The sequence below is a fragment of the Amycolatopsis roodepoortensis genome, from assembly GCF_024628825.1.
Classification (GTDB): domain Bacteria; phylum Actinomycetota; class Actinomycetes; order Mycobacteriales; family Pseudonocardiaceae; genus Amycolatopsis; species Amycolatopsis roodepoortensis.
This window is the reverse complement of the sequence record NZ_CP102415.1, coordinates 5,019,661-5,042,044: the sequence shown is the minus strand read 5'-3', so window position 1 is coordinate 5,042,044 and position 22,384 is coordinate 5,019,661. Positions and strand designations below refer to the sequence as shown.

The window sequence follows — 22,384 nt, the reverse complement described above, 5'->3', positions numbered from 1 at the left end:
TTCAGGAACGACCCTTTCATGACATCTCAGGAGGCGGCGGCCACCAGGGCGGAGTAGGGGCCTCCGGCGGCCAGCAGCTCCGCGTGCGAGCCCAGCTCGGTCACCCGGCCGCCCTCGATGACGGCGACCCGGTCGGCCGCGGCCGCGGTGTGCAGCCGGTGCGCGATCGCGATCACCGTGCGCCCTTCGAGCACCGCGCTCAACGACCGCTCCAGCTCTCGCGCCGAACCCGTGTCCAGCAGCGACGTCGCCTCGTCCAGCACCAGCGTGTGCGGGTCGGCCAGCACCACCCGCGCCAGCGCGAGCTGCTGCGCCATCGCCGCCGGGACGGCGACCGCCCCGGCCCCGACCTTCGTGTCCAGCCCGTCCGGCAGGCCCGCCACCCACTCCGAAGCGCCGACCGAGGCCAGCGCCTCCAGCAGCCGTTCGTCGGTCCAATCACCGGCGGGCAGGGTCAGGTTGTCCCGCAGCGTTCCCGCGAAGACGTGCTGCTCCTGGGTCAGCAGCAGGACCTCGCCGCGCAGGACGTCGTCCGGCAGCGTCGACACCTCGGCGCCGCCGATCCGCACGGAACCTGAGGTCGGCGCCGACATCCCGGCCAGCAGCCGCCCGAGGGTCGACTTGCCTGCCCCGGACGGTCCGACGATCGCCAGCCGCTCACCGGCGGGCACCCGCAGGTCGATCCCGTGCAGCACCTCCCGGTCGGCGTTGTAGCCGAAGCGCACGTCGCGGACCTCGATGTCCTGGCCGCGCGGGGTCTCCGTGACCGTCTCCGAAGCAGGAGCGGGCCGCACGCCCAGCAGCCGTCGCAGCGACGCACCGGCGACCTGCATGTCCGCGAGCCAGAACAGCGCCTCGTTCAGCGGACCGGTCATGACCTGCGAGTACAGCAGCATCGCGGTGATCGTGCCGAGCCCTTCCCAGCCGTTCGAGTAGGCGAGCAGGCCCAGCCCGAGCATCACCGGCACCGGCAGCACGTAGCTGATCTCCAGCGACGGGATCCACCGCATCTGCAGCGCCCGGATCTTGCGTTCGCCCAGCATCGACGCGTCGAGACCGTCGTGCCCGGTCCGGATCCGGCGGCCGGTCAGGCTTAGCGCCTCCGCCGTCCGCGCGCCCTCCGCGGTCTCGTGCGTGGTGGACTGCAGCTCGGACCACTTGTCCAGCATCCGCCGCATCACGTCGGGGATCCGCCGCTGGTACCAGATGTTCACCGGCACCAGCAGCGGCAGCGCGACAAGCAGGCCCAGCGCCAGGAACGGCGACGTGATCACCATCGCCACCACCGTGAACACCACTGTGACGGCGGCGATCAGGATCTCCGGCGCGCCGTGGCGCACCGCGTGGTCGATCCGGCTGACGTCGGTGGTCGCACGGCTGAGCAGGTCACCGGTGCCCGCCGCTTCGACCGTGCCGAGCGGCAGGTCCAGCGCGTTCCCGACGAATTCCTCGCGGTTGAGCGCCAGGATCCGCTCACCGAACACCCGTGCGCGCAGCCGCGCCAGTCCCTTGAACCAGGCCTGCGCGCCCAGCACGACCACGAACGCGACCGCGAGCCAGGTGATCGTGGTGGTCGTCGTACCGTCGACGACCTCGTCCACCAGCGCGCCAAGCAGCCTCGGCCCGGCCAGCCCGATCGCGGTCGCGACACAGAACAGCCCGAGCATCACGGAGAACTCGCGCTTGTTGGCGCGCGCGGTCTCCTTGATCCAACGTCTGACGTCCTTCTTGTCTGCCAGCGGCAGCTTCTTCATGCCGGTACTTTCGAATCGATGACCACATCGGCCACATGTGTCCACAAAGGACTCTGGCTGAACACGACGGTGGTCTTGCCGCGCCGCAGCTTCGCGACGCGTTCGGTTATGCGGGCTTCGGTATGCGCGTCGACGGCCGAGGTCGGCTCGTCGAGCAGCAGGACGTCGGCGTCGGTCGCCAGCGCGCGGGCCAGGTTCAGCCGCTGCCGCTGACCACCGGAAACCTCACGTCCGCGTTCGCCGATCACCTCGTCGACGCCGTTGGGCAGCGCGTCCACGATGTCCTCGGCGTCCGCCGCGTACAGCGCTTCGGTGATCTCGACGTCGCCGGGCTCGGCGGGGGTGACCTGCTCGCGCAGCACACCGGAGAACCAGATGTCCTGGTTGTGCGCGAACACGACCCGCCGCCGCAGCTCGTCGAGGGCGACCCGGTCCACCGGAACCCCGCCGACGAGCGCGGGTTCACTCGGATCGGTGAACCGCGCCATCCGCGAAGCCACCGCTTCGGCGTCGGCCCCGACGTCGATGACGGTCAGCTTCCCGGCCTCGACCTTGATCCCGGACGTCTCGTCGTACAGATCCAGCGGGCCTTCCGGCAGCGGCACCGGGTGCTCCGGCTCGGCCAGCGTGCGTTCGGTGGACAGCAGTTTGCACACCTTCCGCGCCGAAACCAGCGCCGCGCTCAGCACGCCCGCGAACTCCGTCGCCGTCGTCACCGGGATCACCAGGAACACCGAGATGCCGTAGAACGTGATCAGCTCGCCGACGCGGATGGTGCCGTTCATCGTCGCCTGCGCGCCCAGCCAGGTGATGGCCACCGTGACCAGTCCCGGCAGCGCGACCTCCGCGGCCGCGAGCCACGCTTCGCTGCGTCCGACCTGGACACCGGCCGCGCGGACCTTCTGGCTGGAGCGACGGAAGCGGTCGAGGAACTGCTTCTCACCGCCGACACCGCGAAGGATCCGCAGGCCGGAGACGATATCCGCGGCCAGCGCGTTGACCTCGGTCTTCTCCTCGCGCTGTTTCGTCTGGCGCTTCTCCAGTGGCTTCAGCAGCGGTCCGATGCCCACCACCGCCAGCGGGACACCGATCAGCGCGACCATGCCGAGCAGCGGCGACGTCGTCAGCAGCGCCGTCGCGCAGACGACGAACGCGATCAGCGAACCGAAGGCCCGCCCGAGTACCTCGAAGGAGTCACCGATCGGGTTGATGTCGCTGGTGGTGATCGCGACCACGTCACCCGTGGTGGTCGTGTCGCGCAGATTCGCGCCCAGCTTCGCCGCGTGTTCGGTGGCGAGGCGCTGCGTCACCCCGGCGCCGTGGATCCAGCAGCCGTAGGACGCGAAGTGCTGCACCGTGCCCGCGATCGTCTGCGCGATGCCGAGCCCGGCGGCCGCGAGCCCCCACAGCCAGACGGAATCGCCGTCGCCGCGGCCGATCGCGTCGATGCCCCGGCCGATCGCGACCGGCAGCAGGGCGATCGGAAGCGACCACAGCGCACCGCTGATCGCCGAGACGGCGAGCAGTCCCGGACGCGCGAGCATCATCCTGACCAGGTACCGCCAGGCGGTCGGCTTGGCGGGCAGGCGTAGTCGCGGAAGCGGATATGTGGCGGAAAGCACGATTGCCGACGGTAAGCGGATCACCGTCGCGGGCGCGACCGATTTATGCGTGGGCGACCGCGAGGTGAACAACCCCCTCGCCTATTCTCAAGGCCGTGGCGAACCCTGAGGTTGACACCGTGACCAGCACCGTTGACACCACTCAACGCGCCGAGGCGACCCCCGAACTGACCCAGCCGTACGTCGAGCTCGGCCTCGCCGACGACGAGTACGCCCGGATCAGGGAGATCCTCGGCCGCCGTCCGACCGACGCCGAACTGGCGATGTATTCGGTGATGTGGAGCGAGCACTGCTCGTACAAGTCCTCGAAGAAGCACCTGCGCTACTTCGGCGAGACCGCCACTCCCGAGATGAAGGAGAAGATGCTCGCCGGCATCGGCGAGAACGCGGGCGTCGTCGACATCGGCGAGGGCTGGGCGGTCACCTTCAAGGTCGAGAGCCACAACCACCCGTCCTACGTCGAGCCGTACCAGGGCGCCGCGACCGGCGTCGGCGGCATCGTGCGCGACATCATGGCGATGGGCGCGCGCCCGCTCGCGGTGGCGGACGCGCTGCGCTTCGGCCCGGCGGACGCCCCCGACACCCGCCGCGTGCTGCCCGGTGTGGTCGCCGGTGTCGGCGGCTACGGCAACTGCCTCGGCCTGCCGAACATCGGCGGCGAGCTGGTGTTCGACCCGAGCTACTCCGGTAACCCGCTGGTCAACGCCCTGTGCGTCGGCGCGATGCGCGTCGAGGACCTCCACCTCGCCTTCGCCTCCGGCAAGGGCAACAAGATCATCCTGTTCGGCGCGCGCACCGGCCTCGACGGCATCGGCGGCGTCTCCGTCCTCGCGAGCGACACCTTCTCGGGTGACGAAAGCTCGGGCGGCCGCAAGAAGCTGCCCAGCGTCCAGGTCGGCGACCCGTTCACCGAGAAGGTGCTCATCGAGTGCTGTCTCGAACTGTTCGCCCAGAAGCTCGTCGTCGGTATCCAGGATCTCGGCGGCGCCGGGCTTTCCTGCGCGACGTCGGAGCTCGCGGCCGCCGGTGACGGCGGTATGCACATCTACCTAGACCGGGTTCCGTTGCGCGCCACCGGGATGACCCCGGCGGAGGTGCTGTCCAGCGAGTCGCAGGAGCGCATGTGCGCGGTCGTCTCGCCGGAGAACGTCGAGGCGTTCATGAAGGTCTGCGAGAAGTGGGACGTCATCGCCACCGACATCGGCGAGGTCACCGACGGCGAGCACCTGGTCATCACCTGGAACGACGAGGTCGTCGTCGACGTCCCGGCGCACACCGTGGCGCACCAGGGCCCGGTGTACGACCGTCCGATCCAGCGACCGTCGGAACAGGACGCCCTGCAGGCCGATACCTCGGCCAAGCTGCCGCGTCCGTCCACTTCGGACGAACTGCGCGCCGACATCCTCAAGCTGATCTCGTCGCCGAACCAGGCGTCGAAGGAATGGGTGACCTCCCAGTACGACCGCTACGTGCGCGGCAACACCGTGCTCGCGCAGCCGTCGGACTCCGGTGTCATCCGGATCGACGAGTCCACCGGCCGCGGCGTCGCCGTCTCGACGGACTGCAACAGCAAGTTCGTCTACCTCGACCCGTACGAGGGCGCGAAGCTCGCGCTGGCCGAGGCGTACCGCAACGTCGCCACCAGCGGCGCGAAGCCGGTCGCGGTGTCGGACTGCCTGAACTTCGGCGCACCGACCGACCCGGGTGTGATGTGGCAGTTCGAGCAGGCCGTGCACGGTCTCGCCGACGGTTGCGTCGAACTCGGCATCCCGGTCACCGGCGGCAACGTCAGCTTCTTCAACCAGACCGGTGACACGGCCATCCTGCCGACCCCGGTGGTCGGCGTGCTCGGCGTGATCGACGACGTCACCCGCCGCATCCCCACCGGGATCGGCGCCGAGGCCGGGGAAACCCTGCTGCTGCTGGGCGAGACGCACGACGAGCTGGACGGTTCCGCCTGGGCGCGCGAACTGCACGGCCACCTCGGCGGCCGCCCGCCCCGCGTGGATCTGGCGCGCGAGAAGCTGCTCGCCGACATCCTCATCGCCGGTTCGCGCGACGGCATGATCTCCGCCGCGCACGACATCTCCGACGGCGGCCTGATCCAGACGCTCGTCGAGACCGTCCTCATCGGACAGTGCGGTGCCCGTGTCTTCCTCGACGCGGAGCAGGACCCGTTCGTGCAGCTGTTCTCGGAGTCCGCGGGCCGGGTGCTGGTCGCCGTGCCGCGCACCGAGGAACTGCGGTTCACCGAGATGCTGACCGCGCGCGGCCTGCCGTGGCGCAAGACCGGCGTCGTGGACCCGGAGTCGGGCTCGCTCGAACTCCAGGGCATCACGGAGTTCACGCTGGACGAGCTTCGGGAGACCTGGGAGCGCACGCTCCCCGCGCTGTTCGACTGAGCTGAAGGGCCGCGTTCGCCCTCCGGAAGTACATGAAGGCCCCCTTCCTTGCGCCAGGCGCAAGGAAGGGGGCCTTCATGTACTGGAAATGGGGCTCTGCGCGCCCGCAGCCTGAGGTCTGCCCGGTTCACCTGTCGCGAAAGCCACTTTCGGGACATCAGACGTCGCGAAAGTGGCTTTCGCGACGTCTGATGGGTCGTGAGTGGCTACCCCTCAGCGGCAGGCAGAACCGAACCCGGCGGAAACTTCGTACCCTCCAGCGAAGGCGCCTCCTCGAAGGTCGCCACACTCAAGTCGACCGGCGCCTCGACGACCAGGCCGTCCAGCGCCACCTTCCGCTCGAACCTCGCCCTCGTGACCTCGAACCTGCCGCGGATGGTCGCGTTCTCCAACAGGAACTTCCCGGACAGCTGAGCGTCGGTGAGGTCGAGATAGGACAGCACCTCGCAGCGGTCCGCGCCGAACCAGCCGACCCGCCTGCCGAGCAGCCCCAGCTTGTCGAGCCGGGCGTCGCTGAGGTTGAGCGAAAGTGTCGGCCCGGTGGTCCCGGCGTGGGGCAGGATGTCGCGGATCAGCCGCTCGGCCGTGCGCCGGACCAGCCGTTCGCGTTCCGCGGCCGCCTCGTCGGCCGGTTCCCACGTGCGATCTCGGTCGAAACTCGGGTGCTCGAACGGTCGCCGCAGGTAGGCGCACAACACGTCCAGCACCGTTTGCCGGTACTCCGGACGCGTCCTGGCGAGCCCGGCGAGCGAATGCATCGCCCCGATCCGGACCTGATCGGCTTCGTTGCCCAGGAGCTCGATCGACTTGGCGAAGCGTTCGTCGGAGATCCGGCTGCGCTCGATCTCGTGCCGGTCCTCTTCGGTACGCCGTCGCCGGTCGTTGAGCCAGAGCCCGTAGAGCGCGGCGATCGCCCCGCCCGCCAGCGCGCCGGTCTTGAGCGCGTCGCCGCGGCTGGTCGCGCGATCCGTGAGCAGCCAGGCGGTGACCCCGACGAGCACCACGACCGAGGACAGCAACGTCCACAGCAGCGGCGAGGAAAGCAGGCGCCTCATCAGTCCTTCACCGTGAGCCGGGCGCGGCCGTCCGGCAGGGTCTCGACGGCCCAGCCGGACGGGAGTTCGTGATCCCTCGCCGGCTCCACCGACGTGTTGTACAGCGACACCGTGCCGGGCGGCTTCCGGAAGGTCAGGTCCCCGAAGCCCTCGAACCGGGCGCGACGCAGATCGAGCGTGCCCTTGAACTCCGCGTCGGCGAAGACGGCGTCCTTCGCGAAAACGCTGTCCTTGAAGGAGGTCTCGCCCGCGAACACGGTGTCGCGGAACTCGACGTCCTCGGAGAACCGGACCCCGCTGAACCACGCCCGCTGTTCGAACTTGGCGTCACTGCACCGGAAGAAGCCGATGCGCTTCTCCTTTTCGGTGCCCGCGCCAGTCAGGTACACCGGTCCGAGGAAAACACAGCCGGACAGGTTGGTGCTGCTGTACAAACCCGCGTAGCGGAGCAACAGCTTGCCGACCTTCCGCTCCGAAAGATCGAAGTACTCCAGTACCGCGCCGGTCAGGTCGAGGTCGTACGCGTTGCCCTCGGAATCCGCGGCGGGCAGCAGTTCCCCGATCAGCCGTTGCGCGGTCTGCCGGACCTGGAGTTCCTGTTCCTGCTCCGCGGAGCCCGCTTCCGGCGCGGTGTTCCCGTCCCGTTTCGCCGTGTCCTTGTACCGCGGATGCTTGAACGGCCGCCGCAGGTACGAGCACAGGATGTCCAGCACGGTCTGCTTGTAGATCTCGCGGCCGCGAGCCAGACCCGCCAGCGCGTGCAGTGCCCCGACCCGCACCTGGTCGGCCTCGTGACCGAGCAGTTCGACGGCCTTCGCGAACCGTTCGTCCGAGATCCGGTCCCGGTCCTGGTCTGCCCGCCGCAGCTCGAGTTCCTGGCGCTGCCGTTCGACCTCCTGGCGTCGCTCCTCGACCCGGCGCCGCCTGTCGTTGAGCCACAACGCGTACAACGCGACGATGGCGCCCCCGGCGATGCCGCCGGTCTTCAGCGCCTCGCTGCGGCTGGTCGCCGGATCCGTCAGCAACCAGCCGCCGACCGCGAGCAGCAGGACGAGCGAGACGACGAAGGTCCAGAGCAGCGGGGAGCGGAGAAACCGCTTCATCCGCTCAGAATACGAAGAAGTTGCGGACGCAGAAGGACTTGTCCGGGTTGTCGTCCGAGGAGATCCCCGATCCGCTCACCTTCTTGCCCTTGACCGTGCCCTCGATGTCACCGGTGATGAACCCGTCACCGATACCGGAGGTCGAGGTGACCTCCAGCTGCGACGGCGCCGGGGCCATGATGTCGATCGAGTCGCCCATGGTCGCTTTCATGTCCGCGCACACCAGCGCCAGCGCGCCGGCCTTGTCCCCGGCGCTCACCTTGGCCAGGAAGTCCTTCAGGTTCTGGATGCCCTTCGGGTTCCCCTCGGAGCCCGTGCCACCGCTTTCGGTGCTCCGCGGGCTGCTGCTCCTCGGCGAGCTCGACTTCGGGCTGCTCTTCGGCGCGGAGGTCGGCGCCTGCTCGGACGACGACGCGGGCGGCGGCGCGGCCGTGTTGTTCCCCTCGTCCTTGCTGAGCAGGAAGCCCGGCGCGACGAACCCGGTGACGCCGAACGCGATCAGCACCACCAGGCCGATCACGATCCCGATGATCAGGCCGGTCTTGCTCTTCGGCGGCGGCGCGGGCGGGCCGCCGAAGCCCTGCTGGTAGCCCTGGTTGTTCGGGTCCCAGCCCTGCTGGGGCTGCTGCGGGTACTGCTGTGTCGGGTCCCAGCCCTGCTGCGGCTGCTGCTGGTACTGCTGCGTCTGGTCCCAGCCCTGCTGCTGACCGTATTGCTGCGGCTGACCGTACTGCTGGGTCTGGTCCCAGCCACCCTGGTGCGGCTGCTGTCCCTGGGGATCCTGGCCATAGGGCTGGCCTGGCTGGGGTGGGTAGGTCATCGGTCTCGCCTTCCGTACTGGGGCCTGAGGCTTCAGATCAGACGACCGGCGGTCAGCGCTGGTTCCGGATCCGCCCGTGCCAGGGATTTCAGGGGAATTCTGCCCGGAAGGTACCTTGCGCTGGAAGCGGAACGCGAAAGCGGCTCCCGGCCGGGGCCGGGAGCCGCCTGTTCACGGTATGCGCAGCTCAGCCGTTGGCCAGTGCCTGCAAGCGGTCGTAAGCGCCGTTGAAGGTGTTCTGGTCCAGCGGGCTGGAGGTGTACTGCCACACGGTGTAGTAGCCCCAGCCGTAGGGCAGCGCGCCCACGGTGGAGGCGTAGCGCGCGATCCACAGCGGAACCGTGCCACCGAAGTTCTGCGTGGTGCCGACGCAGGTGCTCCACCAGCTCGTCGAGGTGTAGATGACGGGCCAGCGGCCGGTGCGCGCCTTGTAGCGGTCGTGGAACGCCCGGATCCACGACCCCATGGCGGACTGGCTCAGGCCGTAACAGGTGGCGCCGTACGGGTTGTACTCCATGTCCAGCGCGCCCGGCAGGGTCTTGCCGTCCTTGGACCAGCCGCCGCCGTTGTTGATGAAGAAGTCGGCCTGCGCCGCGCCGCTCGAGACGTTCGGCAGGGCGAAGTGGTACGCGCCGCGGATGAAGCCCTGGTTGTAGGAACCGTTGTACTGCTGGGCGAAGTACGGGTTCTTGTAGCTCGTGCCCTCGGTGGCCTTCGTCCACACGAAGCGCTTGCCCTGACCCCACCAGTAGGCCCAGTCGACGTTCTTCTGGTAGCTGGCCACGTCCATGCCCGCGACGGTCGCGAGCACCCCGGCCTCGGGCTGCGGCTGCGCGGCCTTGGCCTTCGACTCGGGGGTGGAGGTGTCGCCTTCCACGCGCCGGATCTGCGATCCGATCGTGTGGTCGTTCTGCTGGAGATCCTGTTCGATCGACATGATCTCGGGGGATGGGGAGGCCGACGCCTGGACCGTGCTGCCGAGCAGGAGCAGCGCGGAGCCGACGGCGATGGCGATTCTTCGGGAAGTGCGCATCACGACAATCCCTTCACGGATAACCCTCGCTGAGGACGGCGACCTTGCAGGTGGTAGCCGTCCGGGCACGATTGTTGACGACGAGTGCCGGGTTTGTCACTAACTTCCGTGAAATTGGTACTACGCGTGGGTGATTTTCATTTCCAAGTAGCCCTGGTTATGTGATCTTGTAACGCCCACTCGGGTGAGTATTCAGCCGAGGGACAGCGCGCGCACCCGATCGATCGTGCCGTTGAACCAGTTCTGGTCACCGGGGAGGCTGCCCCTGTCCGCGAACTGCCAGATGGTCTGGTGCTTCCAGCTCGCGGGCAGCTCGCCGATCTGCGTGTTGTACCGCGCGAGCCACAGCGGGTTCTGCCAGAACGCGTTGCTGTTCCCCGTGCAGCGCTTCCACCAGCTCGTCGACGTGTAGATCGTCGGATGCCGCCCGGTACGGTGAAAATACGTCGTCGCGAAGGACGCCATCCAGGCGACCATCTGCGCCGGCGTCTTGCCGTAACAGGTTTCACCGTATGGGTTGTACTCGACGTCGAGCGCGCCCGGCAGCGTCTTGCCGTCCTTGGACCAGCCGCCGCCGTGGTCGACGAAGTAGTGCGCCTGCGCGGCACCGTCCGAGATGTCGGGGCGGGCGAAGTGGTACGCGCCGCGGATCAGGCCGACGCCGTAGGAACCGTTGTACTGCTGGGCGAACCGGGGATTGACGAAGCCGGTGCCCTCGGTCGCCTTCACGTAGACGAACTTCGCGCCGGTCCGGGCGGCGGCGGGCCAGTCGACCTCGCCCTGATGGCCACTGACGTCATGTCCGAGCGTCTGCCCTTCGCCGCCGTACAGCGGCCCCACCGACACGTTGACGCCTTCGTGCAACGCGATCTGGGAACCGGCGTAGTGCTCCTCGGCCCCGTCGTATCGCGGCCCGCTTTCCCGTGCGACGGCGGGGGTCTGCGCGAGCAGCAAAACCCCCGCCGTGAGGACGGCCCCCCAGCCTTTTGAACACACTCTGCGACTCATCACGTCGCCACGATCCCCCGCGGAAAGGGAATCAGCGACTCGAACATCACTCGAAAGAGTGGCGTTCGCCCTGAATAAATTGGGCCGAGTGGGTTAACCGGGCCCTATCGACGCTCGTCCGAAAGGGCTTTGTCGAGGTGCTCCGAGGGGATGATCGCGGTGAGCCGGTCGTGCGGATTGATCGTCACGGGGTGGCCGGCGAGCAGCGGGACCATGTCCCGGCCCAGCACCGCCCTGGCGTGCGGCCATTCGCGCGGCACCAGCGATTTGGCCGTGTACGCGGGAACGAGCACCTTGCCGTCGGTGTTGTGGAAGCCGATCACCGTGCGCTGCACCGGCGAAAGGGCGTAGACGAACAGCGTCGAGTCGAGGATGACGCGCGGCAGGTCGGCGGCCGGGCGGTGGTTCGTGCGCACCAGCTGGAGCAGCTGCTCGAGTTCGTTGCGCGGCTCGGGGAAACCGAGCGCCTTCGGCGAGGGACGGTAGCGGTCGTTGGGGTGGAAGTCCTCGACGATCTCGCCGCCGCCGTTCACCGGGTACGCGCCGACGACCGCCCAGGACGGGACCGGGCCGTCGGGGTCGAAGGCCTCGTCGATGACGTACAGCCAGCTGTTGGGGTTGGCCTTCGCGTTGGCGCGCATCTCTTCGGTGATCTTCGGCTTCGCCTGTTTCCGCTTGCCCGCCGGGCTCGACGCCAACCGATCCGCCTCGTCCCGCTGCGCCATCGCCATCCCCACGTTCCGGGTGCCTGAAGGTTTGTTCGCGCTCACTCTACTGTTCTCCCATGGCCTCTTCGCGTTCGGTCGACCCCGCTGAGTTACGAGCCGCGATCGCGGCGATTTCCCCCTGGTTGAGCGGATCCGGTCCGGATCCGGCCCGTCCGGAGCTGGCCGCGGCGGTGCGGCTGAGCCTGCGGACGCTGGCCGGGGACGCCCCGGGGAAGAGTGTCGAAGTGCGGGTGCCGCCGTTCGCGGCGGTGCAGTGTGTCGAAGGATTGCGCCACACCCGCGGGACGCCGCCGAACGTCGTCGAAACGGATCCGCGCACGTGGCTGGAGCTGGCGACCGGGCTGCTCGGCTGGGCCGACGCCGTCGAGTCGGGGCGGGTCACCGCCTCCGGGAGCAGGGCCGATCTGGCCCGCTGGCTGCCCTTGGTCCGCCTCTGAAACTTGAACGGGCCGTTCCTTGCGAGACTGGCAAGGAACGGCCCGTTCAGAGCTGGTTTCAGGCCTTACGGCCGATGCCGCCCGAGATCGTCCGCTGAGCCGCGTTCAGCTCCTTGATCCGCGGGCCGTCCGGCCACCAGTCGGCGCACAGCTGGACACCGGGCTCGACCATCTCGAGGTCGTGGAACAGCTCCTCGATCTCGGCCTTGGTGCGGAAGGTGCCCGAACCCATCGGGCTGTGGAGGAAGAACTCCTCCATCTTGCGGGCGATCTCGGACAGCTCGTCCTCCGGGTCGGAGAAGTGCGAGATCGCCACGTACGAACCCGACGGCAGCGCGTCGATGTACTTCTTCATGATCTTGGCGGGCTCGTCGTGCGGCCCGTTGTAGTGGTGCAGGGTCCCGAGCTGCAGCAACGCGATCGGCTGCGAGAAGTCGATGTGCCGCCGGATGTCCGGGTTCTCCATGATCCGCTCGGGCTCGAAGATGTCGTCCGAGACGAAGTGCGTGTTCTCGTTCTCTTCGAGCAGCGCGCGCCCGTGGGCGAGCACGACCGGGTCGTTGTCGACGTAGACGACCTTGATCTCCGGGTTGATCCGCTGCACGACCTGGTGCGTGTTCTCGGCCGTCGGCAGGCCGGATCCCAGGTCGAGGAACTGGGTGATGCCCGTCTGGCTGGCGAGGAACCGGCACGCGCGGATCAGGAAGCCGCGGTTCTCGGTCGCCAGGTCCTGCGCCTCGGGGGCCGCCTGCTGGACCTTGCGCAGCACCTCCCGGTCGATCTCGTAGTTGTCCTTGCCGAGGAGGAAGGCGTCGTACACCCGGGCGATGCTGGCCCGGGTCGGGTCGACACCCACGGGCACTCGTTCCGTCCGGGTCGGGGCGTCGGGCATCTTGAACCTCACAAAACTGTGTCGGAAGTCTCGGGCTCTACGTAGAGTAGAACCACGTACGCGACCGGTAAACCGAGCCATCCCTGTCGTGTCGAGGCCCAAACGTGTACTTTCAGTAATCGGCTTGTTCCCCTGTGAGTGTCGTCGTGCGAAAGGTCCCCGGTCGATGAACGCGGTCACCCCGCCTGGCGGTGAGCAGTCCCTGGGTCCCACCGCGCGACGGATGATCCTCGGCTCTCAGCTCCGCCGGATGCGCGAGGACGCGGGCATCACGCGCCAGGAGGCCGGCTACAGCATCCGCGGCTCCGAGTCGAAGATCAGCAGGCTCGAGCTCGGCCGCGTCGGCTTCAAGGAACGCGACGTCGCCGATCTGCTGACCATGTACGGGATGACCGATCCCGCCGAGCGGCAGCAGTTCCTCGACATGGTCAAGGAGTCGAACGAGCCGGGCTGGTGGCGCCGCTACGGCGACCTGATGCCGAGTTGGTTCAACGACCTCGTCGGGCTCGAAGAGGCCGCGGCCCGGATCCAGGTGTGGGAGCCGCTGTACGTCACGGGTCTGCTGCAGACCGAGGACTACGCGCGGGCGATCATGAGCCACGGCCGCAAGGACATGGTCAACGAACAGGTCGACCGCCGGGTCGCGCTGCGGATGCGGCGGCAGAAGATGCTGTCCCGGCCGGACGCGCCGCGGTTGTGGCTGGTGCTCGACGAGTCGGTGCTCTACCGGCCGATCGGCGACCGCGAGGTGCTGAAGGGCCAGATCGACCACCTGCTGGAGATGATCCAGCAGCCGAACATCTCGGTGCAGGTGCTCCCGTTCGACCGGAGCGGCTACTCCGCGGGCAGCGCGTTCTCGCTGCTCAGGTTCGCGGAAGAGGAATTGCCGAACATCGCCTACACCGAGTACCTGACCGGCGCGCACTACATCGACAAACGTGAAGAGATCGAGCGGTACAGCCGGGCGCTGGACATGCTCGCGGTCGACGCGGAGACGCCGGATCGCAGCCGCCAGATGCTGATGAAGCGCCGCGCCGAAATCTGAGCCGGTCACCGTTGTGGGGCTGGCCACCGTTCCGGGTCCCGCCGGTTTTTTCTTGCCTGCGCCCAAAATTCCGGCAACAAGTCGTAGTTGTTCACCCAACGGTGGCTCCGCTCGTCACCCTTTAGTGGGACGACTGAAGACCTGAGTCGTCACCGCCCGCGAATTCTGCAAAAACTTCTGCACGTGCATTTACCGCTGCAGTCACACGTGCTAACTTTGGGATCACAGGCAAATGCACATGCAGATGCATCGCCCGAAGTCTTCTGTCGGGGAAGGTGGGGACCATGGCTGAACAGTTCGACAACGGCATCCCGGCCGATCGTCTTACCGGCGCCCAATGGCGCAAAGCCAGCTACAGCAACGCGATCGGCAACTGTGTCGAGGTGGCGCCGCTCGCCTCCGGCGAGATCGCGATGCGCAACTCGCGTTTTCCGACCGGGCCCGCCCTGGTCTACACCCAGGCCGAGATGGCCGCGTTCCTCGCGGGTGCCAAGGACGGCGAATTCGATGACGTCCTCGGGTGACACCATCACCGCGGAGATCACCGATATCGAAAGCGGCCTGCAGGAACTGATCCACCGCGGGTACCAGTTCGTGCACCCGTGCGACGCGAACGGCGAGGTACTGGCCGTGGTCGGCGTGCGAGTCCACGACAACGTGGTCGACGTGGTCCGGCTCAACGCCGAGGACGACGTCGTCGCCACCCGCATGCCCGGGACCGAGGAGGACATCCTCGAACCCCAGGTCTGGCTGTGGCGGTACGCCGGCGACGCGGCGACGGCGCTGACCGAACTGCTCGCGCTGCCGGACGAGCGGACCCCCGGCTCGCTGTACGTCCCGGAGACCGCGGCCAAGGGCTGCTGGGTCCCCGGGCGCGGCGGCACGTCCAAGTGGCTTGCCGCCGGCTGACTCGTCTCGCTCCAGGTGGTCGTGAGTGGCGTTTCGGGTTAGAACCCGAAACGCCACTCACGACCACCTGGAGCCCCTAGGCACAGTCGACCGCCTCTGTCGAGGGGGAGCGGTCGGCTGGTCGGGGGTCGTGAGTGGCGGGCCTTGACACCCGCTCGTCACTCACGGTCATCACTCGAAGCGTGTCCAGTGCCACGTCGCGCGGCGCGTTGATCTCCTGCTCACCGTTTACACTGGTGGCGGCCTGCCCTCTTTCTCCCTGGGAGCACCTCGGTGGTTTCCGACCCGTCCCTCGCCGGACAGCCCGTGACCGACCAGCCCGATCCGGAACCCCGCGAGGAATGCGGTGTCTTCGGTGTCTGGGCGCCCGGAGAAGAGGTCGCGAAGCTGACCTACTACGGGCTCTACGCACTTCAGCACCGCGGCCAGGAAGCGGCCGGCATCTCGGTCTCCGACGGTTCGCAGATCGTCGTCTTCAAGGATCTCGGCCTGGTCAGCCAGGTGTTCGACGAGCAGGTCCTGCAGTCGCTGCAGGGACATATCGCCGTCGGCCACTGCCGCTACTCGACCACCGGCGCGACCATCTGGGAGAACGCGCAGCCGATCTTCCGCACCACCGCCACCGGTAGCGGGCTGTCCTTCGCGCACAACGGGAACCTCGTCAACACCGCCGAACTGCGGGATCGCACGGTCGAAGCCGGGCTCAAACCGCACGCGGGCCTGACCGGTTCGTCCAGCGACTCCGACCTGGTGTGCGGGCTGCTCGCGGCCAACGCCGCCGACAAGGGCATCGAAGCCGCCGCGCTGGAACTGCTGCCCACCCTCAAGGGCGCCTTCTGCCTGGTCTTCGCCGACGAGTCCACCCTGTACGCCGCGCGCGACCCGCACGGTGTGCACCCGCTGGTGCTCGGCAGGCTCGAACGCGGCTGGGTGGTCGCGAGCGAGACGGCCGCGCTGGACATCTGCGGCGCGTCGTTCGTCCGCGAGGTCGAGCCCGGTGAGCTCATCGCGATCGACGCCGAGGGCCTGCGCTCCTCGCGCTTCGCGAACCCCGAGCCCAAGGGCTGCGTCTTCGAGTACGTGTACCTCGCGCGCCCCGACACCTCGATCGCCGGCCGCAGCGTGCACGCCACCCGCGTCGAGATCGGCCGCAAACTCGCCGCCGAGCACCCGGCCGACGCCGACCTGGTCATGCCGGTGCCCGAATCCGGCACCCCGGCCGCCATCGGCTACGCGCAGGGCTCCGGCATCCCGTACGGCACCGGCCTGGTGAAGAACGCCTACGTCGGCCGCACCTTCATCCAGCCGTCGCAGACCATCCGCCAGCTGGGCATCCGGCTCAAGCTGAACCCGCTGCGCGACGTCATCCGCGGCAAACGGCTCGTGGTGGTCGACGACTCCATCGTCCGCGGCAACACCCAGCGCGCCCTGGTCCGCATGCTGCGGGAGGCCGGCGCGCTCGAGGTGCACGTCCGGATCGCGTCGCCGCCGGTGCGCTGGCCGTGCTTCTACGGCATCGACTTCGCCTCGCGCGCCGAACTGGTGGCCAACGGCGTCGACCTCGACGGCATCCGCCGCTCCATCGGCGCGGACACCCTGGGCTACATCTCCCTGGACGGGCTGGTCGCGGCTTCGGAGCAGCCGAAGTCGCGGTTGTGCACCGCGTGCTTCTCCGGCGAGTACCCGATCGCGCTGCCCGAAGACGCGCTGATCGGGAAGCACCTGCTGGAGAGCCTGGACTCGGTCAATGGCGCGGCGAAGCCCGTCAGCCCTGCCGGGTACGGTGCTGAGGACGCCATCCGGCGTCCCTAGACCTCACTTCCAGAGTTGGAGTCCGCTTCCGTGAGCGAGTCCACGAGCGCCACGTACGCCGCCGCCGGCGTCAGCATCGACGCCGGTGACAAAGCCGTCGAGCTGCTCAAACCGCACGCCGAGAGGGCCACACGGCCCGAGGTGATGGGCGGGGTCGGCGGTTTCGCCGGGCTGTTCTCCCTGAAGCTGGACAAGTGGAAAGAGCCGGTGCTGGCCTCGTCGACCGACGGGGTCGGCACCAAGATCGCCGTCGCGCAGGCGCTCGACAAGCACGACACGGTCGGCATCGACCTGGTCGCGATGGTCGTCGACGACCTGGTCGTCACCGGTGCCGAGCCGCTGTTCATGCAGGACTACATCGCCGTCGGCAAGGTCGTCCCGGAGAAGATCGCGGCGCTGGTCGGCGGGATCGCCGAGGGCTGTGTCCAGGCTGGTTGCGCGCTGCTCGGCGGCGAGACCGCGGAGCACCCCGGCCTGATGGGCGAGCACGACTACGACCTTTCGGGCACCGGCATCGGTGTCGTCGAGGCGTCGAACGTGCTCGGCCCGGAGCGCGTCCGCCCCGGTGACGTCGTCCTCGCGCTCGGCTCGTCCGGCCTGCACTCCAACGGCTACTCGCTCGCCCGGCACGTGCTGCTGGACATCGCGCGTATGCCGCTCGACGGGCACGTCGAGGAGTTCGGCCGCTCGCTCGGCGAGGAGATGCTGGAGCCGACCAGGATCTACGCGAAGGACTGCCTCGCGCTGGCCGCCGAGGCCGACGTCCGCACGTTCGCGCACATCACCGGCGGCGGCCTGGAGCAGAACCTCGCCCGCGTCATGCCGCGCGGGCTGGTCGCCCGGCTCGAACGCGGCACCTGGACCCCGGCGCCGGTGTTCGCGCTGATCGGTCACCGCGGCAAGGTCGAGCGCGCCGAGCTGGAGAAGACGTTCAACATGGGCGTCGGCATGGTCGCGATCGTCGGCGCCGACGACGTCGACCGCGCGCTGGCGATGCTGACCGCGCGGCACGTGCCGGCGTGGATCCTCGGCGACGTGCAGCCCGCGGAAGACCCGGACGGCCCGCGCGCCGTGCTCTCCGGTGACCACCCGCGCTTCTGAGTGTCTGTTGGTGAACCCGCGCCGCGATCGACGTCGGCAGGGCGCGACCTGGTATATCCCCGTTCCGGTGGGTGATCAGGGCGGGTTCACGCTCGCCAACAGGCACTGAATATTCTCTTGGCCCTGGTGGAACACTGGGTCCGTGGCTGATGACGTGGTGGTCGGCACCCGGTTCGTGATCCCGGGTGCCGAATTGAGCGAACGGTTCTCCCGGTCGTCGGGTCCGGGTGGGCAGGGCGTGAACACCACGGACTCGCGGGTCGAACTGTCCTTCGACGTGGCCGGTTCGGCATCCGTCCCGGAGCATCTCCGGGCCCGGATACTGGACCGGCTTTCTTCGCGCCTGGTCGACGGGGTCGTCACGATCACCGCGTCCGAACACCGCTCCCAGCTGATGAACCGGGAAGCCGCGCGGGCGCGGCTGGTGATGCTGCTGCTGGACGCGTCGGCGCCTCCGGCCGCCAAGCGGCGTCCCACCAAACCCTCACGAGGTTCGAAGGAACGCCGCCTGGCGTCGAAGAAGCGCCGCGGCGAGGTCAAGAAGTCACGCCGTGGCGGTTACTCAGACGACTGACAGGTGCACGCATTCGGCCGCCGTCTTGAACCCGACCCGGCCGTAGACGCGTTCCGCCTGCCCGGCGCCCGGCGTCAGGAACACCGACCGGCCGCCGCGCGCGTGGGCTTCACGCGTCAGGTACTCCGTCATCGCCGCGGCGATCCCGCGGCTCCGGTACCCCTCGACCACGCCGATCCCGGCGATCTCGGTCGCGCCGTCGAGGATCGCTGTCGCGACCCCGCCGCCGACGACCTCACCGGTCTCGGCCACGGCCATCACCGACATGGTCTCGCCGCTCAGCTGATCCGGTGACGGGTCGAGGTGGAGATCGGGATCGTCCTCCCCGAACGCCAAGTTCTGCGCGCGGATCATCTGCCGGAGCTCACCCTCGGTCTTCGGGGTGACCAGGCTGATCCCGGCCGGTTCCGGCTGGCCGACGACCTGCCCCGGAGAGCAGATCATCAGCGGGACCCGCCGCTCCAGCGTGTAACCGCACTCGACGAGCACGGCCTCGGCGGCCGGAACCGCTTCGGTGAGGAACTCCAGACGCGGCACGAGCCCGCGCTTACGGAACGCCTCGGTCAGCGCGGCGACGTCGTCCTTCGCGGGGACGGCGCCGTCGTCGGGGATCGCGTAGTTGAGGAACGGACTGCCGGACTCGAGGTAGTACGTGGCCAGGAACGGCCCGATCCGCTCGGTCTCCCGGAACTTCGCCGCGGTGAGGCGGATGTAGGACTGCAAAGCACGAATCGTCTCGGAAAGCACTGGTGGAAGCCTTTCGGGCAGAAGAAAGCGACGCACGGGAGGATCCGCGTGCGTGCTGGGGCTGGCGGGTGCGCCGGCTAGCTCGTGCCGACGCCACCGAAGGCGTCAGGCATGAGGCATCCCTCTTTCCTCGTACGTAGGGCTTTCGCGATCACTCTCGCACCGCGGTCAAGCCATTTACCTCCGCTGCGGATGCGCGATGCTCGAATACCGCTCGTCCCACGCCGATCTCGGGACCCGCAGCCGGACCGGGGCGGCGCACACCCGCCGGACCTGGACCGGGATCCGCACCGGCGGCCGGACGTCCAGGCGATGCCACAGCCGTTTGCTCAGCGCGGCACCCGCAACGGCGCCCAGCGTGTTCAGCAGGATGTCGTCGGCCGAGGTCACCCTGCCCGCCTGGATCAGATATTGCGTGCCTTCCACCAGCACCGAGACGGCCAGCGCGCCCAGCGCGATCCGGGCGAGCGACCGCAGGCGGCGGGACCGCACGGGGAGGAGGGCGCCGAGCGGGCTCAGCATGAGGACGTTGCCCAGCGCCTGCCAGAGGTTGGCGCTGTCGGTCAGGGCGAGCCGCAGGTCGGTGCCGGGTTCGAGGTTCAGCCTGCTGCCCTGTACGCCGGTCACCGGCATCGTGACCAGGCACAACACCAGGAAGCAGGCCAAGGCGAGAGTCATGTCGACGGCGGCCGTCGCCGACGCGGAGAAGGGGTCGGCACGTCGTCTTCGCCGTCGATGCGCCGCGAGGAGCGGCCAGCCGAGCAACGCGTAGGGAATCGCGATGATCGTCAACGGGATCATCCCGCCGAAAGCGTGGAGCAGCTCACCCATGGCCTTCCTTTCCGGAGCGCCCAAGATCACCTTCGCATCGCAAGATCGACTCGGCATGGCGGAGTCGGCGCACTAAGAGGTGATCTTTTCCGGTGGCGGAAAAGGTTTTCCCATGCTGGTGACCGTCCACAAAGGAACCTGTGGACAAACCTGTGGATGACCGCGAACTCTTCGGAAGAAGGCCTTATCGCGTAAGGAAAAGCCTTGTGGGTGACCTGTGTACTACTTGCCGTGTCCGGCGAGTTCCCGCGCGTGTTCGAGCAGCTTCTGCAGGTGCAGTCCGCGACGCACGTCACACGGGTGCGAGGTCGTCCCGCTCGCGGCCATCGCGGCGAAATCGTCAAGAAGCGCTGTGTACGACTCGCCCGCCGAGCCCGGCTTGCGCCCCAGAGTGCGGTAGCCGTGCTCGCCGTAGACGGCGACTTCGACGACCGTCGGCTGGATCGGCAGCCGCAGCGACAGGGTCGCCGTACTGGTCGCGCCACCCTCGTGGGCTAACAGCAGTTGCCACAGATCGTCATCGGTCCGGTTCGCGGCGAGCACGCCGGTGATCTCACCGAGCGCCGCGTCCAGCAGATCCAGGGCGTGCGGGCCGATGTCGGCGAGCGCGCCGGAGTCGTGGCGCCACGCCGAGGACTGGTACTGGCCGCCGAGCAGCGCGCCCGAAAGCCACCGCGCCCCGCCGCCGCGCCAGCCGCCCGCCTCCTTGATGCCGTCGAGCCACTCCCGGGTCATCGGCGAAAACCGCAGGATGAGGACCACGAGCGCCGCGACACCGGCGGCATCCACCGCGTCCGCGAGCCGCCGCGCGCCGTCGAGATCGGCGGCGATCGGCTTCTCCAGGATCAGGTGCTTGCCCGCTTCAGCAGCCTTGACCGCCAGCTCCGCCTGGACGGCGGGCGGCACCGCGAACGCGACCGCGTCCACCTGGTCGAGCAACTCGTCGAAACTGCCGACGGCCTGGGCGCCATGCGCCTCGGCCAGCTCCTTCGCGGCCTCGGGGCGCCTGGCCCAGACCGCGCGCAACGTCGTCCCGGGGTGATCGGCGAGACCTGGCGCGTGCACCGTCTTCGCCCACGGACCGGCACCGACCAGACCCGCGCGCAGCTGTCCCTGTCCCACGCCCCCGAGTCTAGGGCCCCGCGTTCAGTCCTCTGAATGCGGTAGTTGCGCGTGCAAGAACCGCATCCAGAGGACTAAACGCGTAGGGAGATCGATCAGGAGTAGCTGTAGAAACCGCGGCCGGTCTTCTTGCCGAGCAGGCCGGCGTCGACCATGCGCAGCAGCAGCGGCGGCGAGGAGTACAGCGGCTCCTTGAACTCGGCGTACATCGAGTCCGCGATCGCCTTGATGGTGTCCAGGCCGATCAGGTCCGAAAGCCGCAGCGGGCCCATCGGGTGCGCGGTGCCGAGCTCCATACCGCGGTCGATGTCCTCCGCCGACGCGAAACCCGACTCGATCATCCGGATCGCCGACAGCAGGTACGGCACGAGCAGCGAATTCACGATGAACCCGGCGCGGTCCTGCGACCGGATCACCGTCTTGTTCAACGCCGACGTCGCGTGCTCCTCGGCCCGGCGGGCGGTGTCGTCGCTGGTCAGCAGCGAGGGCACCAGCTCGACGAGCGGCAGCACCGGGACCGGGTTGAAGAAGTGGATGCCGACCACCTGCTGCGGACGGCCGGTGGCCATGCCGAGCTTCATGATCGGGATGGAAGAGGTGTTGGACGCGAACACCGCGTCCTCACGCTCGACGATCTTGTCCAGCGACCGGAACACCTCGACCTTGGCCTGCTCCTGTTCCAGGATGGCCTCGATGACGAGGTCGCGGTCGGCGAACTCGCCGATCTCGGTGGTGAAGCGGAGCCGTCCGAGCGCCGCGTCGGCGTCTTCCTGCGAGAGCTTCCCGTTCTTGACGCCGCGTTGCAGCGACTTCTCGATCCGCGCTCGCCCGGAGTCCAGCGCGGGCTGGTTGACCTCGGTGACGATCACGTCCAGCCCGGCCCGCGCGTGCACCTCGGCGATGCCCGAGCCCATGAGCCCGGCCCCGACGACACCTACTCGCGCTACGTCAGACATGGCACCTCCTCGTATTTTGGGCAGCACGCGACACGCGAGGGTGGTCTACCGGGCAAGCCCGGATCCACCCTCGCGTGTCACGCGTTGCTCAGCGGCGGTATTCGTCGTACCCGTCGTACGGGTCGTCGTCATACCGCTTGTCGTCCTCGTGCCTGTCTTCCGAGGAACTACTGGACAGCTCGCGCTGCAAAGCATCGAAGTCGGTTTCGTGCGAGCTGTACTTGAGCTCGCGCGCCACCTTCGTCTGCTTGGCCTTAGCCCGGCCGCGCCCCATGGCTCGACCCCCTCGCACAGGGGCGGGGCGGCCGGGGGAATCGGCGGCCCCGCATCGTCTCGACAATTCTTTCCTGCTGACACCGTACCGTGTCCGGGGGGTTGGATGCGACGTGGCACGGTGTGCCGGTGGCGACAGTGTTCACGGAACGCCGGTTAC

The 22,384-nt window shown here is 68.5% G+C and carries 22 protein-coding genes; 8 read left to right on the top strand and 14 right to left on the bottom strand.

Annotation, left to right across the window (positions count from 1 at the left end; all coding sequences use genetic code 11):
• Positions 1–26: 26 nt before the first annotated feature.
• Together NQK81_RS23980 and NQK81_RS23975 are read right to left on the bottom strand one after the other, a co-directional pair.
• Positions 27–1,754 carry an ABC transporter ATP-binding protein gene (locus NQK81_RS23980; RefSeq protein ID WP_257483340.1) on the bottom strand — a complete coding sequence of 576 codons (1,728 nt, stop codon included), beginning with the start codon at positions 1,752–1,754 and terminating at the stop codon, positions 27–29.
• On the bottom strand, positions 1,751–3,376 hold the full coding sequence (locus NQK81_RS23975; RefSeq protein WP_257483339.1) for an ABC transporter ATP-binding protein: 1,626 nt from the start codon (positions 3,374–3,376) through the stop codon (positions 1,751–1,753). The genes NQK81_RS23980 and NQK81_RS23975 overlap by 4 nt, the downstream gene beginning before the upstream one ends.
• A 119-nt stretch (positions 3,377–3,495) precedes the next feature.
• Between NQK81_RS23975 and purL the strand changes: the two genes are divergently transcribed.
• Positions 3,496–5,778 (top strand): phosphoribosylformylglycinamidine synthase subunit PurL, encoded by a 2,283-nt coding sequence (purL, locus tag NQK81_RS23970; protein ID WP_257483338.1) that lies wholly within the window; start codon positions 3,496–3,498, stop codon positions 5,776–5,778.
• Between the two features lie 206 nt (positions 5,779–5,984).
• On the opposite strand, the gene NQK81_RS23965 is transcribed toward purL, so the two are convergent.
• The 6 genes from NQK81_RS23965 to NQK81_RS23940 form a co-directional block, all read right to left on the bottom strand.
• On the bottom strand, positions 5,985–6,833 hold the full coding sequence (locus NQK81_RS23965; protein WP_257483337.1) for a hypothetical protein: 849 nt from the start codon (positions 6,831–6,833) through the stop codon (positions 5,985–5,987).
• Positions 6,833–7,936, bottom strand: coding sequence for a pentapeptide repeat-containing protein (locus NQK81_RS23960; RefSeq protein ID WP_257483336.1), 1,104 nt, complete (start codon positions 7,934–7,936; stop codon positions 6,833–6,835). The genes NQK81_RS23965 and NQK81_RS23960 overlap by 1 nt, the downstream gene beginning before the upstream one ends.
• Positions 7,937–7,940: 4 nt before the next feature.
• Positions 7,941–8,756 carry a flagellar basal body-associated FliL family protein gene (locus NQK81_RS23955; protein WP_126736232.1) on the bottom strand — a complete coding sequence of 272 codons (816 nt, stop codon included), beginning with the start codon at positions 8,754–8,756 and terminating at the stop codon, positions 7,941–7,943.
• Positions 8,757–8,943: 187 nt separating this feature from the next.
• Positions 8,944–9,789, bottom strand: a complete 846-nt coding sequence (locus NQK81_RS23950; RefSeq protein ID WP_257483335.1) for a lysozyme — start codon at positions 9,787–9,789, stop codon at positions 8,944–8,946.
• Positions 9,790–9,981: 192 nt separating this feature from the next.
• Positions 9,982–10,797: a lysozyme gene (locus NQK81_RS23945; protein ID WP_257483334.1), complete on the bottom strand. Its 816-nt coding sequence runs from the start codon at positions 10,795–10,797 to the stop codon at positions 9,982–9,984.
• 104 nt (positions 10,798–10,901) lie between these two features.
• On the bottom strand, positions 10,902–11,528 hold the full coding sequence (locus NQK81_RS23940) for a type VII secretion system-associated protein (protein ID WP_257489828.1): 627 nt from the start codon (positions 11,526–11,528) through the stop codon (positions 10,902–10,904).
• 53 nt (positions 11,529–11,581) lie between these two features.
• Between NQK81_RS23940 and NQK81_RS23935 the strand changes: the two genes are divergently transcribed.
• Positions 11,582–11,962 carry a sterol carrier family protein gene (locus NQK81_RS23935; RefSeq protein WP_126736229.1) on the top strand — a complete coding sequence of 127 codons (381 nt, stop codon included), beginning with the start codon at positions 11,582–11,584 and terminating at the stop codon, positions 11,960–11,962.
• A gap of 58 nt (positions 11,963–12,020) precedes the next feature.
• Here the strand turns inward: NQK81_RS23935 and NQK81_RS23930 are convergent, their stop codons facing one another.
• Positions 12,021–12,818: an SAM-dependent methyltransferase gene (locus tag NQK81_RS23930; protein ID WP_257489827.1), complete on the bottom strand. Its 798-nt coding sequence runs from the start codon at positions 12,816–12,818 to the stop codon at positions 12,021–12,023.
• Positions 12,819–13,020: 202 nt separating this feature from the next.
• Here NQK81_RS23930 and NQK81_RS23925 point away from each other — a divergent pair, with 202 nt between their 5' ends.
• From NQK81_RS23925 to arfB, 6 genes are all read left to right on the top strand, one after another.
• Positions 13,021–13,899: a Sco1979 family transcriptional regulator gene (locus NQK81_RS23925; RefSeq protein WP_257483333.1), complete on the top strand. Its 879-nt coding sequence runs from the start codon at positions 13,021–13,023 to the stop codon at positions 13,897–13,899.
• 284 nt (positions 13,900–14,183) lie between these two features.
• The gene (locus NQK81_RS23920) at positions 14,184–14,423 is read left to right on the top strand and encodes a DUF397 domain-containing protein (protein ID WP_038521375.1); all 240 of its coding nucleotides are present in this window, start codon (positions 14,184–14,186) and stop codon (positions 14,421–14,423) included.
• Positions 14,407–14,808 (top strand): hypothetical protein, encoded by a 402-nt coding sequence (locus NQK81_RS23915; protein ID WP_257483332.1) that lies wholly within the window; start codon positions 14,407–14,409, stop codon positions 14,806–14,808. The genes NQK81_RS23920 and NQK81_RS23915 overlap by 17 nt, the downstream gene beginning before the upstream one ends.
• Positions 14,809–15,081: 273 nt before the next feature.
• Positions 15,082–16,620, top strand: a complete 1,539-nt coding sequence (gene purF, locus NQK81_RS23910) for an amidophosphoribosyltransferase (protein ID WP_007032554.1) — start codon at positions 15,082–15,084, stop codon at positions 16,618–16,620.
• A 30-nt stretch (positions 16,621–16,650) separates the two neighbouring features.
• Positions 16,651–17,721: a phosphoribosylformylglycinamidine cyclo-ligase gene (gene purM / locus NQK81_RS23905; protein WP_126736225.1), complete on the top strand. Its 1,071-nt coding sequence runs from the start codon at positions 16,651–16,653 to the stop codon at positions 17,719–17,721.
• Positions 17,722–17,863: 142 nt separating this feature from the next.
• Positions 17,864–18,295 (top strand): alternative ribosome rescue aminoacyl-tRNA hydrolase ArfB, encoded by a 432-nt coding sequence (gene arfB, locus NQK81_RS23900; protein ID WP_257483331.1) that lies wholly within the window; start codon positions 17,864–17,866, stop codon positions 18,293–18,295.
• Here the strand turns inward: arfB and NQK81_RS23895 are convergent.
• From NQK81_RS23895 to NQK81_RS23875, 5 genes are all read right to left on the bottom strand, one after another.
• On the bottom strand, positions 18,284–19,042 hold the full coding sequence (locus NQK81_RS23895; RefSeq protein ID WP_257483330.1) for a GNAT family N-acetyltransferase: 759 nt from the start codon (positions 19,040–19,042) through the stop codon (positions 18,284–18,286). The genes arfB and NQK81_RS23895 overlap by 12 nt on opposite strands.
• Before the next feature lie 177 nt (positions 19,043–19,219).
• A complete protein-coding gene (locus NQK81_RS23890) occupies positions 19,220–19,873 on the bottom strand; it encodes a VanZ family protein (protein ID WP_257483329.1) in 654 nt (217 codons plus the stop codon).
• A 222-nt stretch (positions 19,874–20,095) separates the two neighbouring features.
• Positions 20,096–20,995, bottom strand: a complete 900-nt coding sequence (locus NQK81_RS23885; RefSeq protein WP_257483328.1) for a Gfo/Idh/MocA family protein — start codon at positions 20,993–20,995, stop codon at positions 20,096–20,098.
• 95 nt (positions 20,996–21,090) lie between these two features.
• Positions 21,091–21,951: a 3-hydroxybutyryl-CoA dehydrogenase gene (locus tag NQK81_RS23880; RefSeq protein WP_126736221.1), complete on the bottom strand. Its 861-nt coding sequence runs from the start codon at positions 21,949–21,951 to the stop codon at positions 21,091–21,093.
• 88 nt (positions 21,952–22,039) lie between these two features.
• Complete coding sequence (locus NQK81_RS23875) at positions 22,040–22,225, bottom strand: DUF3073 domain-containing protein (protein ID WP_007032561.1); 186 nt, start codon at positions 22,223–22,225, stop codon at positions 22,040–22,042.
• Between the last annotated feature and the right edge of the window lie 159 nt (positions 22,226–22,384).

Coding starts and splice junctions, on each gene's coding strand:
- NQK81_RS23875 (WP_007032561.1), bottom strand. CDS start 22,225: ATGGGGCGCGGCCGGGCTAAGGCCAAGCAGACGAAGGTGGCGCGCGAG.
- NQK81_RS23945 (WP_257483334.1), bottom strand. CDS start 10,797: ATGAGTCGCAGAGTGTGTTCAAAAGGCTGGGGGGCCGTCCTCACGGCG.
- NQK81_RS23880 (WP_126736221.1), bottom strand. CDS start 21,951: ATGTCTGACGTAGCGCGAGTAGGTGTCGTCGGGGCCGGGCTCATGGGC.
- NQK81_RS23950 (WP_257483335.1), bottom strand. CDS start 9,789: ATGCGCACTTCCCGAAGAATCGCCATCGCCGTCGGCTCCGCGCTGCTC.
- NQK81_RS23940 (WP_257489828.1), bottom strand. CDS start 11,528: ATGGCGATGGCGCAGCGGGACGAGGCGGATCGGTTGGCGTCGAGCCCG.
- NQK81_RS23890 (WP_257483329.1), bottom strand. CDS start 19,873: ATGGGTGAGCTGCTCCACGCTTTCGGCGGGATGATCCCGTTGACGATC.
- NQK81_RS23920 (WP_038521375.1), top strand. CDS start 14,184: ATGGCTGAACAGTTCGACAACGGCATCCCGGCCGATCGTCTTACCGGC.
- NQK81_RS23955 (WP_126736232.1), bottom strand. CDS start 8,756: ATGACCTACCCACCCCAGCCAGGCCAGCCCTATGGCCAGGATCCCCAG.
- NQK81_RS23980 (WP_257483340.1), bottom strand. CDS start 1,754: ATGAAGAAGCTGCCGCTGGCAGACAAGAAGGACGTCAGACGTTGGATC.
- NQK81_RS23915 (WP_257483332.1), top strand. CDS start 14,407: ATGACGTCCTCGGGTGACACCATCACCGCGGAGATCACCGATATCGAA.
- NQK81_RS23925 (WP_257483333.1), top strand. CDS start 13,021: ATGAACGCGGTCACCCCGCCTGGCGGTGAGCAGTCCCTGGGTCCCACC.
- NQK81_RS23935 (WP_126736229.1), top strand. CDS start 11,582: ATGGCCTCTTCGCGTTCGGTCGACCCCGCTGAGTTACGAGCCGCGATC.
- NQK81_RS23960 (WP_257483336.1), bottom strand. CDS start 7,936: ATGAAGCGGTTTCTCCGCTCCCCGCTGCTCTGGACCTTCGTCGTCTCG.
- NQK81_RS23965 (WP_257483337.1), bottom strand. CDS start 6,833: ATGAGGCGCCTGCTTTCCTCGCCGCTGCTGTGGACGTTGCTGTCCTCG.